Origin of the sequence: Corynebacterium sp. BF-R-2 (assembly GCF_024586525.1) — a bacterium.
Lineage (GTDB): Bacteria > Actinomycetota > Actinomycetes > Mycobacteriales > Mycobacteriaceae > Corynebacterium > Corynebacterium singulare.
The window spans coordinates 17,850-32,187 of sequence record NZ_JAMFTP010000015.1; the positions used below are offsets into that span (position 1 = coordinate 17,850).

17 protein-coding genes and 1 tRNA gene are annotated in these 14,338 nt (G+C 60.7%); 11 read left to right on the forward strand and 7 right to left on the reverse strand.

The annotated features are described in order from the left end of the window. The first annotated feature begins 58 nt into the window (after positions 1-58). On the forward strand, positions 59-334 hold the full coding sequence (locus M5J09_RS11295) for a prevent-host-death family protein (protein ID WP_257157925.1): 276 nt from the start codon (positions 59-61) through the stop codon (positions 332-334). A 4-nt stretch (positions 335-338) separates the two neighbouring features. Beyond that, complete coding sequence (locus M5J09_RS11300) at positions 339-614, forward strand: hypothetical protein (protein ID WP_257157926.1); 276 nt, start codon at positions 339-341, stop codon at positions 612-614. Between the two features lie 11 nt (positions 615-625). On the opposite strand, the gene M5J09_RS11305 is transcribed toward M5J09_RS11300, so the two are convergent. Next, positions 626-713: transfer RNA gene (locus tag M5J09_RS11305), tRNA-Ser, on the reverse strand. A 101-nt stretch (positions 714-814) separates the two neighbouring features. On the opposite strand from M5J09_RS11305, the gene M5J09_RS11310 reads away from it, so the two are divergent. Both M5J09_RS11310 and M5J09_RS11315 read left to right on the forward strand, forming a co-directional pair. Then, positions 815-1,711, forward strand: coding sequence for an NAD(P)/FAD-dependent oxidoreductase (locus tag M5J09_RS11310; protein ID WP_257157927.1), 897 nt, complete (start codon positions 815-817; stop codon positions 1,709-1,711). Between the two features lie 13 nt (positions 1,712-1,724). Further along, positions 1,725-2,681 (forward strand): NAD(P)H-quinone oxidoreductase, encoded by a 957-nt coding sequence (locus M5J09_RS11315; protein ID WP_257157928.1) that lies wholly within the window; start codon positions 1,725-1,727, stop codon positions 2,679-2,681. Positions 2,682-2,691: 10 nt separating this feature from the next. Here M5J09_RS11315 and M5J09_RS11320 read toward each other — a convergent pair whose 3' ends face one another. After that, a complete protein-coding gene (locus tag M5J09_RS11320) occupies positions 2,692-3,903 on the reverse strand; it encodes an aminotransferase class V-fold PLP-dependent enzyme (protein WP_257157929.1) in 1,212 nt (403 codons plus the stop codon). Positions 3,904-4,099: 196 nt separating this feature from the next. On the opposite strand from M5J09_RS11320, the gene M5J09_RS11325 reads away from it, so the two are divergent. Both M5J09_RS11325 and M5J09_RS11330 read left to right on the forward strand, forming a co-directional pair. Further along, complete coding sequence (locus tag M5J09_RS11325; RefSeq protein WP_042532983.1) at positions 4,100-4,951, forward strand: ABC transporter permease; 852 nt, start codon at positions 4,100-4,102, stop codon at positions 4,949-4,951. Between the two features lie 12 nt (positions 4,952-4,963). Continuing rightward, complete coding sequence (locus tag M5J09_RS11330) at positions 4,964-5,761, forward strand: ABC transporter ATP-binding protein (RefSeq protein WP_042528771.1); 798 nt, start codon at positions 4,964-4,966, stop codon at positions 5,759-5,761. A 111-nt stretch (positions 5,762-5,872) separates the two neighbouring features. Here M5J09_RS11330 and M5J09_RS11335 read toward each other — a convergent pair whose 3' ends face one another. Continuing rightward, the gene (locus M5J09_RS11335; RefSeq protein ID WP_042528769.1) at positions 5,873-6,478 is read right to left on the reverse strand and encodes a GNAT family N-acetyltransferase; all 606 of its coding nucleotides are present in this window, start codon (positions 6,476-6,478) and stop codon (positions 5,873-5,875) included. Between the two features lie 33 nt (positions 6,479-6,511). Here M5J09_RS11335 and M5J09_RS11340 point away from each other — a divergent pair, with 33 nt between their 5' ends. After that, entirely contained in the window at positions 6,512-7,426 is a 915-nt protein-coding gene (locus tag M5J09_RS11340; protein WP_210385405.1) for a glycosyltransferase, read from the forward strand. A gap of 24 nt (positions 7,427-7,450) precedes the next feature. Here M5J09_RS11340 and M5J09_RS11345 read toward each other — a convergent pair whose 3' ends face one another. Genes M5J09_RS11345 through M5J09_RS11360 form a run of 4 tightly spaced genes read right to left on the reverse strand, consistent with a single transcriptional unit; the run spans position 7,451 to position 9,672 of the window. Beyond that, on the reverse strand, positions 7,451-7,909 hold the full coding sequence (locus tag M5J09_RS11345) for a GtrA family protein (RefSeq protein WP_042528765.1): 459 nt from the start codon (positions 7,907-7,909) through the stop codon (positions 7,451-7,453). A gap of 10 nt (positions 7,910-7,919) precedes the next feature. Continuing rightward, complete coding sequence (locus M5J09_RS11350; protein WP_042532981.1) at positions 7,920-8,309, reverse strand: GtrA family protein; 390 nt, start codon at positions 8,307-8,309, stop codon at positions 7,920-7,922. Positions 8,310-8,353: 44 nt separating this feature from the next. Further along, complete coding sequence (locus tag M5J09_RS11355) at positions 8,354-9,229, reverse strand: hypothetical protein (RefSeq protein ID WP_070536850.1); 876 nt, start codon at positions 9,227-9,229, stop codon at positions 8,354-8,356. 20 nt (positions 9,230-9,249) lie between these two features. Next, positions 9,250-9,672: a hypothetical protein gene (locus M5J09_RS11360; protein WP_257157930.1), complete on the reverse strand. Its 423-nt coding sequence runs from the start codon at positions 9,670-9,672 to the stop codon at positions 9,250-9,252. A 36-nt stretch (positions 9,673-9,708) separates the two neighbouring features. Here M5J09_RS11360 and M5J09_RS11365 point away from each other — a divergent pair, with 36 nt between their 5' ends. The 4 genes from M5J09_RS11365 to M5J09_RS11380 all read left to right on the forward strand — a co-directional run bounded on the left by M5J09_RS11365 (position 9,709) and on the right by M5J09_RS11380 (position 14,302). Further along, positions 9,709-9,987, forward strand: coding sequence for a hypothetical protein (locus tag M5J09_RS11365; RefSeq protein ID WP_042528759.1), 279 nt, complete (start codon positions 9,709-9,711; stop codon positions 9,985-9,987). A gap of 150 nt (positions 9,988-10,137) precedes the next feature. Then, positions 10,138-11,553, forward strand: a complete 1,416-nt coding sequence (locus M5J09_RS11370; RefSeq protein ID WP_257157931.1) for an FAD-binding oxidoreductase — start codon at positions 10,138-10,140, stop codon at positions 11,551-11,553. Positions 11,554-11,567: 14 nt separating this feature from the next. After that, entirely contained in the window at positions 11,568-12,326 is a 759-nt protein-coding gene (locus M5J09_RS11375) for a decaprenylphospho-beta-D-erythro-pentofuranosid-2-ulose 2-reductase (RefSeq protein WP_042528754.1), read from the forward strand. A 38-nt stretch (positions 12,327-12,364) separates the two neighbouring features. After that, positions 12,365-14,302, forward strand: coding sequence for a galactan 5-O-arabinofuranosyltransferase (locus M5J09_RS11380; RefSeq protein WP_257157932.1), 1,938 nt, complete (start codon positions 12,365-12,367; stop codon positions 14,300-14,302). Positions 14,303-14,338: the final 36 nt, after the last annotated feature.

The following is a 14,338-nucleotide window of genomic DNA, read 5'->3' on the forward strand; positions in this document are numbered from 1 at the left end:
AATCCCGCGGCCCTTGCCCACCAAAATGTACAAGATGTACATTCGTAGTATGAAAACAATGTCAGTAGCATCCAGCCAGTTTCGCCAATCCCAAAGCCAATTTCTTGAAGAGGCACAGCACACACCCGTCGCCATCACTAGTCGTGGAAGCCGTGTTCGCGCTTTTGTCGTCTCTCCTTCATTTTTCGCCCGCGCAGTCGAAGCACTGGAAGATCGTGAGGATGTTCAGACCGCAGAGATTGCCCGAGGAGAAGCCGTAGAGATTTCACACGAAGACCTTAAAAAGAACTCGGTCTCACCTAACCACAACCATTATTCCCCCGAGAGGAGATAAATCCATGCTCTACCTAGTTCCAGGCGCATTAGCCGGGATAACTTTTTATGCCATTCTCACAGCAGTGAGCTGGGTCATCGGGAGAGCCTGGCCGCAATGTCACCTTGGCGCGCATAGCCGGTTGGTCATCCACTGCCTCGTCGCGATTGCATTCTCTATTTTTGTCTTTGTTGCCGACGGCGGAGGGGATTGGGCCACGAACCTGCAAAATAGCGGATTCCTGCTGGCAGGTTGTGTCCTGAGTTTCATTACAGCCGCACAGGATAAGAAGCGGAACTGAAGCAAAACAATTGGCGGAGGCGGCGGGATTTGAACCCGCGGTGAGTTTCCCCACGCTGGTTTTCAAGACCAGTGCATTCGGCCGCTCTGCCACGCCTCCTCGTCACGCGTCAGCATGCACCGCGCGCAACACGTTTAGAGTACTAGACCCCTACCACCGATTGAGAATCCACCCCGAGCTTTTGTGATTTACTCGGGGACATGCAGACTGTAGATACCCTCATCATCGGCGGTGGCGCGGCCGGCCTTCAGGCAGCCCTGGTCATGGTCCGCGCACGCCGCAGCGTCCTCGTTGTTGATTCCGCCACTCCCCGTAACCGCTTTGCCCACGAAATTCACGGCGTCATCGCGCTCGAAGGCACACCACCTCTTGACTTCCAAGAGCACGGCAAGGAGCACGTGCGCAACTACGGCGTGCAGATCGTGAAGGTCACCGTAGATTCTGTCACCGATAATGACCGCACGTTGACCGCAACATTGAGCAACGGGGACACCGTCGCGGCGCGCTCCATCATCGTTGCTAGTGGTGTCGACGACGTACACCCAGCCATCCCGGGCCTGGAGGAAAACTGGGGAAATACGGTCCTCCACTGCCCCTATTGCCACGGTTACGAGGTGGCGGACAAGCACCTCGGCGTTCTCTGCATCGGCGAATTCTCCCTGCAGCACGCGGCAATTCTGCGCCAGTGGTCTCAGAACATCACCTTCTTCACCAACGGCATGGAGCTCAACGAGCAACAGCGTTCACACCTCACCCGGCGAGGCATGGCGCTTGTCGACGGCCCCATCACCGCCTTCCACGACGGAAAAGTCCAGGTTGGAGACGACGACCATGCTGTTGATGCGCTGTTCTACATGCCTATCCCCCACCCGCACGATGAGTTCCTCGCTGACCTCAACCTCGAGCGCCACAGTCCTCCGTCAGGGATGGGCGGAAGCCTCATCAAGGTGGGCCCAGCCGGCGCCACCAGCCACGCGCGCATCTGGGCCGTGGGCAACGTGGTAAACCCACCAGCACAGGTGGCGATGGCCATGGGAGAAGCGAACGCCGCCGCCATCGCGGTCAACGCTTTCCTCGTCGAGGATGATTGGATTTAAGTACGGTGGTGGCATGAAAGCCATCATTCAGACCAATCCGGAAGACCCAAGCTCGCTGCAGCTGGGGGACGCTGATAAGCCGCAGCTCAAAGACGGCGAAGTGCTGGTCCAGGTCAGGGCCGCTGGCGTGAACCGCGCCGACCTGCTCCAAGCCCGTGGGCATTACCCGCCACCGCCGGGGGCGTCGGAGATTATTGGCCTCGAAGTCGCCGGCGAGGTCGTCGACGCAGGTGATACCGACATCAAGGTTGGCTCCAAGGTCGGCGCACTTCTGGCCGGCGGCGGCTATGCCGAGTACGTCGCCGTGCCCAAGGGCCAGCTTATGCCCATCCCCACCGGCTACTCCTTTGCCGAGGCAGCCTCCGTCATCGAAGTGGCCTGCACCGTGTGGTCCAACATCGCCATGGAGGCCGGCCTCGCAGAAGGCCAGACCATCCTCATCCACGGCGGTGCGGGCGGCATCGGCACCTTCGCCATCCAGGTGGCCAAGCAGCTGGGCGCCACCGTTGCCGTGACCGCCGGATCCGATGAGAAACTCGAGACGTGTAAGGAGCTCGGCGCGGATATCCTCATCAACTACAACGAGCAGGACTTCGCCGAGGAACTAAAGAATCAGTGCGATGTCATTCTGGACATCATGGGCGCGAAGTACCTCAAGAAAAACCTCATCGCGCTGGCCAAGGGTGGCCACATGGTCACCATCGGCATGCAGGGCGGCACGAAGGCGGAGCTCAACATGGGTATTCTGCTCAACAAGCGCCTGACCCTGCAGGGCACGACGCTGCGCTCCCGCTCGGTGGAGGACAAGGCCGCCATCGTGGCCGACACCATCACGAATGTCTGGCCCTGGCTGGAGGACGGCAGCGTGAAGCACCACCTCCACGGCACGTACCCGCTTGCCGACGCCGCCAAGGCCCACAAGGCCCTCGACTCCGGCGAGGTCACGGGCAAGCTCGTCCTCGAGGTCTAGAACTTAAGCCCTAAGCCAGGGAGGCCACGACACGGGTCAAGTGCTCAATGTCGTGGTAGGTGCTGAACGGGCTCAGGGAAACTGTCACGGCGCCGCCGATTTCCTCCACACCCATCTCCGTCAGCAGAGGTGTGTGCGGGGCCGTCGTGGTGACAAGGCCGTTGTCGAAGAGCCGGCGGTGAATGACCTCCGCCGGAACGTCGCGCACCGCGAAGGTGAGGCGTGGGATGCGGTCATCGGAGGCGTCGGCAGCCGCCTCGCCCGTCACACCCAAGATGTGCACGGCTGGCAGAGTGCCCAGCAGGCTGTACAGATCCCCGGCAAGTTCCTCCATGTAGGAGGACAATGCCGTGAGAGAGCGCGTCAAACGCACGCGGCGTGAACCACGCTCACCGCCTGCCAGGACCGCAAGATGATCCGCCAGGGGGCCCACACCGCCGGCCAGGCCCGGAGACACCGGACCCACCACGATTTCATCGAGGCGGCGGAACATCGCCGTGTCACGAAACACCAGCGCGGCAATCTGGGGGCCGCCTAGCTTGCCGACGTCCACCCCTACAATGTCCGCACCAATCTCATCGAAGTCGAGGAGGCGGTAGGGGGCGACATCGGAGACGTCGACAAGCGTCCAAGCGCGCGAGCGTTCATGGACCGCATCAATAATCTCCTCCGTCGGCGTCACCGTGCCCAACAGTGCATGAGCGGCGGAGAAGGCAACGAAGCGCGTGGATCCATCAACGAGCTCAGCGTACTGGAAGGCAGGCAGCTCGCCGGTGCCGAGGTCCGGCTGTGCCCAGCGGATGTCTGCGTCGAGGTGCGCGAATGCCCTGGACAGCTCCGGAGGATCGAGGCGCGAGAGCACCACTGAGGACTGACGGCGTACAAGCGGACGTAACGCTGCCGCCAGGGACTGGTAGAGCACCGGCAGGGACGGGCCGAGGATAACGCGCTCTGCCGTCGCACCCGTGAGGTCGGCCACGGCACGGCGCGCAGAAGAATACATGTCATCCGCCAGCAATTCGCCCGGCGCGCGGCGAGCCGAGTGCGCGCCGACGGTATCCTCCTGCGGCTTTACCGTAGCGGATGTACGGAAGGACCGCGCCACGCCCGAGGCCACGCGCTCCGCAATTTGCGGTGAAGAGTGGGCATTGAGGTAGGTCCATCCATCGGACAGACCAGTGTAGAGACCTCGCACACTGGCGACGTCATACTGTTCTGTCATGGTTAACCCTTCCTCCTCAAGCGGATGATCGCCTCCCTACTCTATACGTCTCACGTAAATCTTTCCTAACCCGTGATTTCCCCTGCTCGTCACCGTTTTCGCTGGTTACGGGCGTGTGTCTAGGTGTTTAGGTATCGTGCGCGCTAGGGTGAAGGGCGTGCAAGACAAGAAAAACCTGCGTGACGACGTCGCCCGCATGACCACCGCGCCTGCACCCGGCGAGGAGCCGGCCTCGCGGTCAATGACCATGTCGGCGGCTTTCGCCGACCTGCTGCAAGGCGCTCGCCAGCGCGAGCTGTGGTTCAAGCTGGGCATTCAGGACATCAAGCAGCGCTACCGCCGCTCGGTGCTGGGCCCGTTCTGGATTACCATCGCGACCGGCGTCATGGCCGCCGCTCTGGGCCTGCTGTATTCCATGCTCTTCCAGATTCCCGTGGCGGAGTTCCTGCCCCACGTCACCGTGGGCCTGATTATGTGGAACTTCATCTCCGGCGCAATCAAAGAGGGCTCGACGGTCTTCATTGATAATGAGGGCCTGATCAAGCAGCTGCCTGCCCCGTTGTCGGTCCACGTCTACCGCCTAGTGTGGCGCCAGACTTTGTTCTTGGGCCACAACCTCATCATTTGGTTGCTGCTCATCATTATCTTTCCTCGGCACCTGGGGTGGGAGTTCTTCCTGTGCATCCCGGCGCTGGCCTTGCTGCTGGTCAACGGCGTGTGGGTAGCCATGTTCTTCGGCATTATCGCCACCCGTTTCCGTGACGTTGCCCCGCTGCTGGAGGCTCTCACCCAGCTGCTCTTCTACGTCACGCCGATCGTATGGATGACCTCTACCTTGAAGGACCAGGGTGAGGCTGTTGCCAGCCGTGCGCGCATTGCGGAGCTCAACCCGCTGTATCACTACATGGAGATTGTCCGCGGCCCGCTCATTGGTGTGCACGTTCCCGCCTATCACTGGTTCATTGTCCTGGGCTGCACGGTTGTGGGCCTGCTTATCGCCGGTCTTGCCATGAAGCAGTGGCGCTTCCGCGTCTCCTATTGGGTCTAGAAAGGTTTGTCCATGGTTTCCATTGATACGTACAACGCCTGCGTGGACTTTCCCATCTTTGACGCCAAGTCCCGCTCATTAAAAAAGGCCATGCTCTCCACCGCCGGTGGCTCCATTGGGAAGAATGACCAGAACGTGGTCATGGTTGAAGCCCTCAAGGACATCAACCTTCACCTGCGTGAAGGTGACCGCGTGGGCCTCGTGGGCCACAACGGTGCCGGTAAGACGACGTTGCTGCGTCTGCTCTCCGGGATCTATGAGCCCACCCGCGGCGCTGCCGATGTGCGCGGGCGCGTGGCTCCTGTCTTTGACCTCGGCGTAGGCATGGACCCGGAGGTCTCCGGCTACGACAACATCATCATCCGCGGCCTCTTTTTGGGTCAGACCATCAAACAAATGAAAGCCAAGATGGATGAGATTGCCGAGTTCTCTGAACTGGGTGATTACCTCTCCATGCCGCTGCGCACCTACTCCACCGGTATGCGCGTGCGCCTAGCGCTGGGCGTGGTGACCTCCATTGAGCCGGAGATCCTGCTTCTCGACGAAGGCATTGGCGCCGTCGACGCCGCCTTCATGGCCAAGGCCCGCGTGCGGCTCCAAGACCTGGTGAAGCGCTCCGGCATCCTGGTCTTTGCCTCCCACTCCAATGACTTCCTGGCCCAACTGTGCGATACCGCCCTGTGGATCGACCACGGCCAGATCCGCTCGGTGGGCGAGGTCTCTGACGTCGTGGGCGAGTACGAGGGCCCCGAGGTTGGCGAGTACGTGCGCGACCTGCGTCGGCGCTTCGACAACGAGGAGAACGCCTAAGTTTCCGTGAAAACAGGCAACTATTCACTTGTTTTCACGAAATCCTCGCTGTTCCTACTGCCCTAGCTGCCAATCTTGCCGGCCCTCAGCGAATGGCTGACCAAACTTTCGTCACTTAGGGCACCTCACCCCGAGCATCGCACCCAGCTCCTCGGTCATGCCACTGACAGTCACTTCCGGCCCCGGATGGTAATCCTCTTTGCGCAGCACTGCCTTGTTGCCTTCGATGGAGTAGCGCAGCTTGCGTGATACCGCCTGGGAAGCCGCGTTGCCGGGATCCCACTCGGAGCACAACCGATGCGCGCCCAAGTACTCAAAGCAGAAGACCGCAGCCGCATGGCGAATCTTCGTGCCAATGCCGCGTCCTTGGAAGCGGCGGTAGATCCACGATCCGGTTTCGACCTCATGGTTATCGGGAAAATTCTTCGCCCGCAGATCTACCGAACCAATGACCTCACCGTCGAGGTGGACACCGAAGTCCAGCGACCATTCTTCCGGGGACATCTGAGCACGGTGCGCCCACCGGAAGCTCGGATCAGGTTTCTCCTTCAGCCACGGGAAGGTGTACTCCGGTAGCGGCTCTCCAAAAATCTCAGCAGCCGTGACGCCATGGATGGCGGCGATGTCGCCATCACGCAACACCCGCAAAGTCAGGTCTCCTACTTGTAGGGAGAGCTTAAAAGGTGCCCACATGTCTTCGACGCTTTTCACAGTCATGGCAACATTGTATTGAGCTATGCGGGTGGCACAATGGAACGCATGACTGCCACCCTGTCCCCGGCCGGAACAACGGCCGCTGTGATCGTCACCCACCAGCGCGTAGAGCTGCTGCGCGCCTCGCTTGAGCAGGTGGTGAACCAAACGCACCCAGTGCAGTGGGTCATCGTGGTGGATAACGGTGCGGAGCACGCAGTAGAGGATCTGCTCCACGAACTGGCGGGCGAGCGCGCCGTCTACGTTCCTTCGGAAACCAATCTAGGCGGTGCGGGCGGCTTTGCGCTGGGCTTTCTGACTGCACTCGCCCTGGGCGCGGACGCGGTGTGGTGCGCGGACGATGACGGCCGCCCCGCCGACCACCACGTGTTGGAGGAGCTCTACCGCGTGGCTGAGAAGAACAACCTGCACGAGGTCTCCCCCGCCGTGTGCAACATCGATGAACCAGCCAAGCTCGCCTTCCCGCTGCGCCAAGGCCTGGTGTGGCGCCGCTACATGAGCGAGTTGGAGGGGGACTTTCTACCCGGAATCGCCTCCCTCTTCAACGGCGCGCTGATCTCCGCTGAGGCTATGGACATCATCGGTGTTCCGGACTACCGCCTGTTCATCCGCGGCGATGAAGTGGAATATCACCGCCGCCTGGTCAACTCGGGATTAAACTTCGGCACCGCCCTGACCACGAGCTACCTACACCCAGACGGTTCCGATGAGTTCAAGCCCATCCTCGGCGGAAAAATGCACACGCAGTACCCGGAAGGGGAATTCAAGCGTTTCTTCACCTACCGCAACCGCGGCTACCTGCTGTGGCAGCGCGGCATGCGCAAACTCTTACCACAGGAATTCGCGCGCTTCGGCTGGTTCTTCCTAGTGCAACAGCACGACGTCAAGGGTTTCCTCGAGTGGCTGCGCCTGCACAACCGCGGCCGCAAGGAAGATTTCCGCCGCCCCTAATCCGCCGCCCCCTCAACTGCGGAGCTAGTCCACCTGAAAGGACTTGCGTGTGCTGCGGAAAATAACCCAGCGTTGAACAAAGAAGTTAATGAGCGTGGCCGTACCCTGGGCAATAACAAAAGCCATGGCCAGCGCCCACGAGGACGGCCATTCCAGGTTGTGGTCAAAGAAGGGAAACGCCCAGCGATACAGAAGGATATTGATCGCATAAGTCATGGCGTAGGTAGCGATAACGGCCGCAAAGCGACGCTTCGACGCATTCGCGTTGAAGGTCCACCGCCGATTGAGCAGGTACGCCACCAAGGTACCGGCCACAAAGCCCAAGGTGCGCGACGTTACCCCGCCGAAGAGGTCTAAGCCGATTTGAAAAAGCCACGTAATACCGACGTCAATGACCGCAGAGATTGCGCCCGTGATGGCGAACTTTGTTCCCTGCGCCTGCAGGGAGTTCGACCGGGAAAGGCGTTCGGCATGGTTGGGCATGTCAGGAATTTTACTTGTCCTTAAAAATGAACACGCGCTGAATAGCGAAGTTCGTTACCGTTGCCACACCCTGCGCAATGACGAAGGCAATGGTGTCCTTGAGGGCTCCCTCAAAGCCCATGCTGATGAGCGGAGCGTTGAGAACCCAATACAAGAAATTCTGAACCGCAAAGGTGGCGAGGTACAGCATGCCCACCGCGCCCGCGGTGCGACCGGACACGTGGGCACCGAAAGTCCAGCGGGCGTTAGCGATGTAGGCGGCGATCGTGCCGAAGACCCAGCCGATGGCCTTCGCCAACGAGCGATGCAGGCCCAGATAAGTAAGGAATAGGGTGAGACCATAATCAATGGCCGCGGTGAACACGCCGACGGATACGAAGCGCACGAGCTGCGTCTTCAGAGTGGAGTCACCGGTAGAGGTTGGTTTAGTCACGGCGCAATACTCTACCCGCGCACGAGAGCCCGGTAAATGTCTAGGCGATCAACCGGTGCGGCGGCATCGACACCATAGGCCCCCAAGGACGCCAAAACGTCGAGAGACGCGGTACATAATTCCCGGATGTCAGAGCCATGAAGTTCCTCGCCGTCATCATCCACCCAGCCCAATGCTGCCATAGAGGTCTCCACCACCGAATCAGTCAGTGCGCGCCCACCCATACAGGACAAGGCCAACGCCATGGACCAGAAAGCATCCTTACCTTCATTGGTGACCTCTCGCGGTAGGGTGCGCAGCTGGTTGAGCGTGGCGCCATCGACGTTAATCCCACGGTGCAGGTCAAGTGCTTGAAGGAGCGGTACGAAGTCATAGAGCCGCGAACGCTCAATGAGCGCGCGGATGGGAGCGGCAACGAGGTCAAGGACCTCATCGATTGTTTCTTGGCCGGTAAGTTCCGCATTGACGGCAGTGAGATCGAACGGAGTCTGGAAAGAACCAGAACCGCCCACACAGAGGGCTTCTGGCGTGCCGCCATCGCGCGGATAGGTCTCGACCACAACAATCTCGAAATCCCACAAGCCCCACGCATAATCAATCTGTTCACCCTCGCGGCGAAGAAACTCACGCACGGTATGGCTTGGATCAATGCGCTGGCCCCGAGCATCGTGATGTTCAAAGAAGTGCCAAGGGGAACTCTCTTCCGGCAATCCGAAACACACCTCGAGGATGCGGTGGAGCTCTTCCAGCGTCAGCGCATCGGAGAAACCAATCTGGCGGTGCACCTCGGCTTCCGCACGGACATTAGAGACTTGGCAGAGCAAGGTGCGAGCGGCGTCGCCACGATCGGCGCGGACCTGCGCCAGATCTGTGACCTTTGAGCTCATGGGCCCCACCATACGCACTTTTAGCTGTGGGCGGCGTGCTCGCGGGCCTCCAGCTCACTGAAAAGGAAGGTTAGAGCAGCACCAATGGCGCCCCACAGGGTCCACGGCTTGGACACGCCGCGGCGGCGGGTGAGGCTCACGATGCCCTGTTGGATCTTGATGTTCAACCAGCCACCGAGTACCAGAATGGCAAAGGCTACGGGGATGGCCCACGCAGGGACGTCGGGAAGCTCCGGCTCTGGTCGGTCCTCGTGGCTTTCTGCATTAGTAATAGCCACCAGCGCGCCGAATCCGAGGAAAGACAAGATGTAGGCGCACACAAGCGCGGTCTTGTTCTTAATCCAATCCGGGAATGCCGTCATAATTCCTACTGCAGCGGCCTGGGTAATGCGGCCGGGCAGGGTATCATCCAGCGCGTAGTTGTCAGTCTTGGGAGTAGTCATATCGCCCTACTGTAGGCGGGCGGTAGGCTACCGTGCATGTACTCCTCTAAAAAAGAGCACCTCACCCCAGCACAGCGCGCGGCTCACGACGACCGCGCCGAAGATGACAAGCGCCACGGCCACTTCCTGGCCACTGAACACACCGCGCTGCCTCTCGACGGCTTCATGACCAGGCTCATTGCTGAGGAACTGCCGATCCTCGATTCCGCTTCACGCGGCCGGGTGTACGAGATTCTTCGCGAATATGAGGGGCCCGAGATCACCACTCAGGAGGAGCTCCCAGACGAGATTCGGGACATCATGGATCTGCACTAGCCCATCACCACACCCCACACGATCAGACAGTACGCCTGTCCGGTTTGTTTTGTATGTGTACCTAATCTCACGTTTTCCCTCACGCCATCTGTCTCTCTTGCTATGTAGGGTGGAGAATCGACCCATCACATCGAGTCAAAAGAAGAAGAGATGGAACTGCATACTACTGAGAAGTCCCTCTACGGTTGGGGCCGCACTGCGCCGTCAACCGCCCACGTCCTGTCCACCCCGGACATCGACGTCATCAAGTCCGCCGTTGCCCAGGTTGCTGAGGACAACGCCGACAAGCCTTCCCACCTCCGTCGCGGTGTCATCGCCCGAGGCATGGGCCGCTCCTACGGTGACCCCGCTCAAAACGGCGGCGGCTTGGTCATCGACATGCAGGCCCTCAACAAGATCCACTCCATCGATCCAGAGTCGGGCATCGTTGACGTCGACGGCGGCGTCACCCTGGACCAACTCATGAAGGCTGCCCTGCCGTACGGCCTGTGGGTACCGGTTCTGCCGGGCACCCGCCAGGTCACCATCGGTGGCGCCATTGGTCCGGACATTCACGGCAAGAACCACCACTCCGCCGGTTCCTTCGGTAACCACGTCACCTCTATGGAGCTGCTCGTTGCCGACGGTCGCGTCCTCCATCTGACCCCGGATGGATCAGATGAGGATCCAACAGGAGAACTCTTCTGGGCCACTGTTGGTGGCATGGGCCTGACCGGCATCATCCTGCGCGCGCAGATCAAGATGACCAAGACGGAGACCGCGTACTTCATCGCGGACACCGACCGCACGGATAACCTTGACGAGACCGTCGCCTTCCACTCTGACGGTTCGGAGCACAACTACACATACTCCTCCGCGTGGTTCGACGTCATCTCCCCGGAACCGAAGCTCGGACGCTCCACCATTTCCCGTGGCTCCCTGGCCACCCTGGCACAGCTCGAGGAGCTGGCCCCGAAGCTGGCCAAGGATCCGCTGAAGTTCAATGCTCCGCAACTCATGACCGTTCCGGACATCTTCCCGAACTTCACCATGAACAAGCTGTCTCTCATGGCCATTGGTGAGGCTTACTACCTCATGGGCTCTCCAGCCCGTAACCAAGTCAAGAACCTCACGCAGTTCTACCAGCCGCTGGATCTCATCGGCGAGTGGAACCGCGGCTACGGATCCAATGGCTTCCTGCAGTACCAGTTCGTCGTGCCGATGGACGCGGTCGAGCCTTTCAAGGACATCATCCGCGACATACAAAAGTCCGGCCACTACTCCGCGCTCAACGTGTTTAAGCTCTTCGGCCCGGGCAACAAGGCCCCGCTGTCCTACCCGATGCCGGGCTGGAACGTCTGCGTGGACTTCCCCATCAAGCCGGGCTTGGGCGCCTTCCTCGATGATCTGGACAAGCGCGTCATGGAGTTCGGCGGCCGCCTCTACCTGGCTAAGGAGTCCCGCACCTCGGCGGAAAACTTCCACACGATGTACCCAGGCCTGGAAAGTTGGCTCAAGACCCGCAACGACATCGACCCGACCGGTGTCTTCGCCTCCGACATGTCCCGCCGCCTCGAGCTGCACTAGAAAGGAATCACCTCATGCTGAATGCAGTAGGCCAAGCACAACACATCCTCCTTCTCGGTGGCACCTCCGAGATCGGCCTGGGCATCGTCGAGGAATTCCTCGATCGCGGCCCCGCCAAGGTCACCCTCGCTGCTCGCCCGGACTCCCCGCGCATCGCGCAGGCACAGGCCACCCTGGAATCCCGCGGTGCTGACGTTGAGGTCATCGATTTTGACGCTACGGACTTCGAGGCCCACCCGGGCGTCATCAAGCGCGCGTTTGAGCGTGGTGACGTCGACATCGCCATCGTCGCCTTCGGCACCTTGGGCGACCAGGAAGAACTGTGGCAGGACCAGGCCAAGGCCGTGGCTTCTGCGCAGACCAACTACACCGCACCGGTGTCCCTCGGCGTGCTCCTGGGGCAGAAGTTCAAGGAGCAGGGCCACGGCACCATCGTGGCGCTGTCCTCCGTCGCGGGCATGCGCGTGCGTCGCTCCAACTTTGTCTACGGTGCCTCCAAGGCTGGTGTCGATGGCTTCTTCATCAATCTCGGTGAGGCCCTGCGCGGTTCCGGCGCTAAGGTGCTTGTAGTCCGCCCGGGCCAAGTCCGCACGAAGATGTCGGCGGATGCCGGCGAAGCTCCGCTGACCGTCAACGTCTCTGACGTGGCCAAGGCCACCGTCAAGGCCGTTCTGGACGGTAAGCAATCCATCTACGTGCACCCGCTCTTCGAGTACGTGTCCTTGGGCTTCAAGTTCATCCCACAGGCGATCTTCCGAAAGCTACCGTTCTAAAGTTCCTCTAAGTCCGTGGCGTGTGGGAGACTTGTAGCATGACTGAGTCCCCCGCCATGGAATATGACGTCGACCGTCTGTCACGTCGCGCCTGCCTCGTGGGCATCGTCGCCGCCGCTTTCGGCGGCGGCCTTGTCACCCTTCTCGGGTTCTTTGCCTTCAAGACGGTCTCTCTACCGGCGTTTAGCACGTCCATGGTCACTCGTGCGTTGAGCACGACGGGCACGGTGCTCACTGTCGGCCTCGTCGGGGCTCTGTGCGTGTGGTGGCTCTTCGATGAGCACAAAGATGCGGTCAACCAGCGCCCGCGCTGGCGTACCTGGCTCACCACTGCCGTGTGTTACCTCTCCCCCGCGCTCCTCACCCTGGCCACCATCGGCCTGCCGCTATCAGCCTCGCGCCTCTGGCTCGACGGCGTCCAGGTGGACCAGGTGTTCCGCACCCAATTCCTGACGCGACTGACGGAGACAAGCTCGTATGCGGACATGAACTACGAGGGCCTGCCCACCTTCTACCCCCTGGGTTGGTTCTGGATGGGCGGCCGCTTGGCCAACCTTCTCTCTATGCCCGGCTGGGAGGTGTATCAGCCATGGGCGCTGATCTCCCTGTCGGTGGCCGGCTGCATCTTGGTTCCGCTGTGGCAGCGCCTAGTCGCTTCTCTGCCCGTGGCAACCGCCATCGCGCTGACCACCACTGCAGTCACGCTCACCATCGGTGCTGAGGAGCCCTACTCGGCGGTTATCGCCATGGGCGTTCCAGCCGTAGCCATCCTGTGTTCCCGCGCATATGACGGCTCCTGGCTTTCCACTCTTGCCATTGCCCTTTACCTGGGCATCTCCGCGTGTTTCTACACGCTGTACACGGGTGCTGTCGCGCTCACCATCGTCAGCCTCATCGCCCTCGTCGTCTGCATCTCCGAGCGCACGTGGCAGCCCCTCGTGCACCTCGCTGCGATTGCCGCAGGCTCGCTGGCCATCGCAGCCATTGCCTGGGCTCCCTACATCAACGGCGTCCTCCGTGCCTCCGCGCCCTTGGAGTCTGCAGCGCAGCATTACCTTCCGGAGGAAGGCACCCAAATCCCAGCGCCATTCCTGTCGCTGTCCGTCATCGGACTGCTCAGCATCATCGGCCTAGTCTACCTCGTGCTGCGCATCGATGAGCCAGATCTCCGCGCCCTGAGCACCGCGCTCGTAGGAACCTACCTGTGGACGGTGGCGTCCATGGTGATGACGCTGGCCGGTCACACGCTGCTGGGCTTCCGCCTCGAAGTTATGGTGGTTGTCCTCTTCGCCACAGCCGGTATCCTCGCGCTCGCGGACGTCCGCCTCATGGGCCTTCCCACGCTGTATCCGGAGCGCTTCACTGAAAGCATGAGCAAGCGCGTTACGGCGGCCTTTGCCCTCATCTTGGGCATTGGTGGCATTTACTACGCACAGCAGATTCCGGCCACCAACGAGACAGCGCTGGATCATGCCTACACCGACACCGACGGCTACGGCGAACGCGCTGACCGCTACACCAGTGATTCTGCTGCTAACTACGGCAAGATTCGCCAGTTTATCGATGCACAAGGTTACGAAGCCGCGGACACCGTGGTGCTCACGGATGAAAAACTCTTCATGGCGTACAACCCCTACTACGGGTTCAACGCATTCACCAGTCACTACGCCAACCCGCTCGGTGAGTTCAACACCCGCAACCTGCAGATTGAAGATTGGGCTAAGCGGTCCTGGGAGCAGACCCCAGAGGAATTTGCGAAGTCTCTCGATTCATCTCCGTGGCGTGGGCCGGATGTCCTCATTTTCCGCGGCGATCTGGAAGAGCCGGGCGATGGCTACAAGACGCACTTGGCGGAAGACATCTACCCGAACCAGCCCAACGTGCGCTACCGCGCCGTCTTCTTCAACCCAGATGTCTTTGAGAAGGGCTGGGAAACCACCCAGATCGGTCCCTTCGTTGTGGCGGCACGTTCCTAAGAGCGTTTCTCAATAAGGCGAGGCAGTGACGTAGAC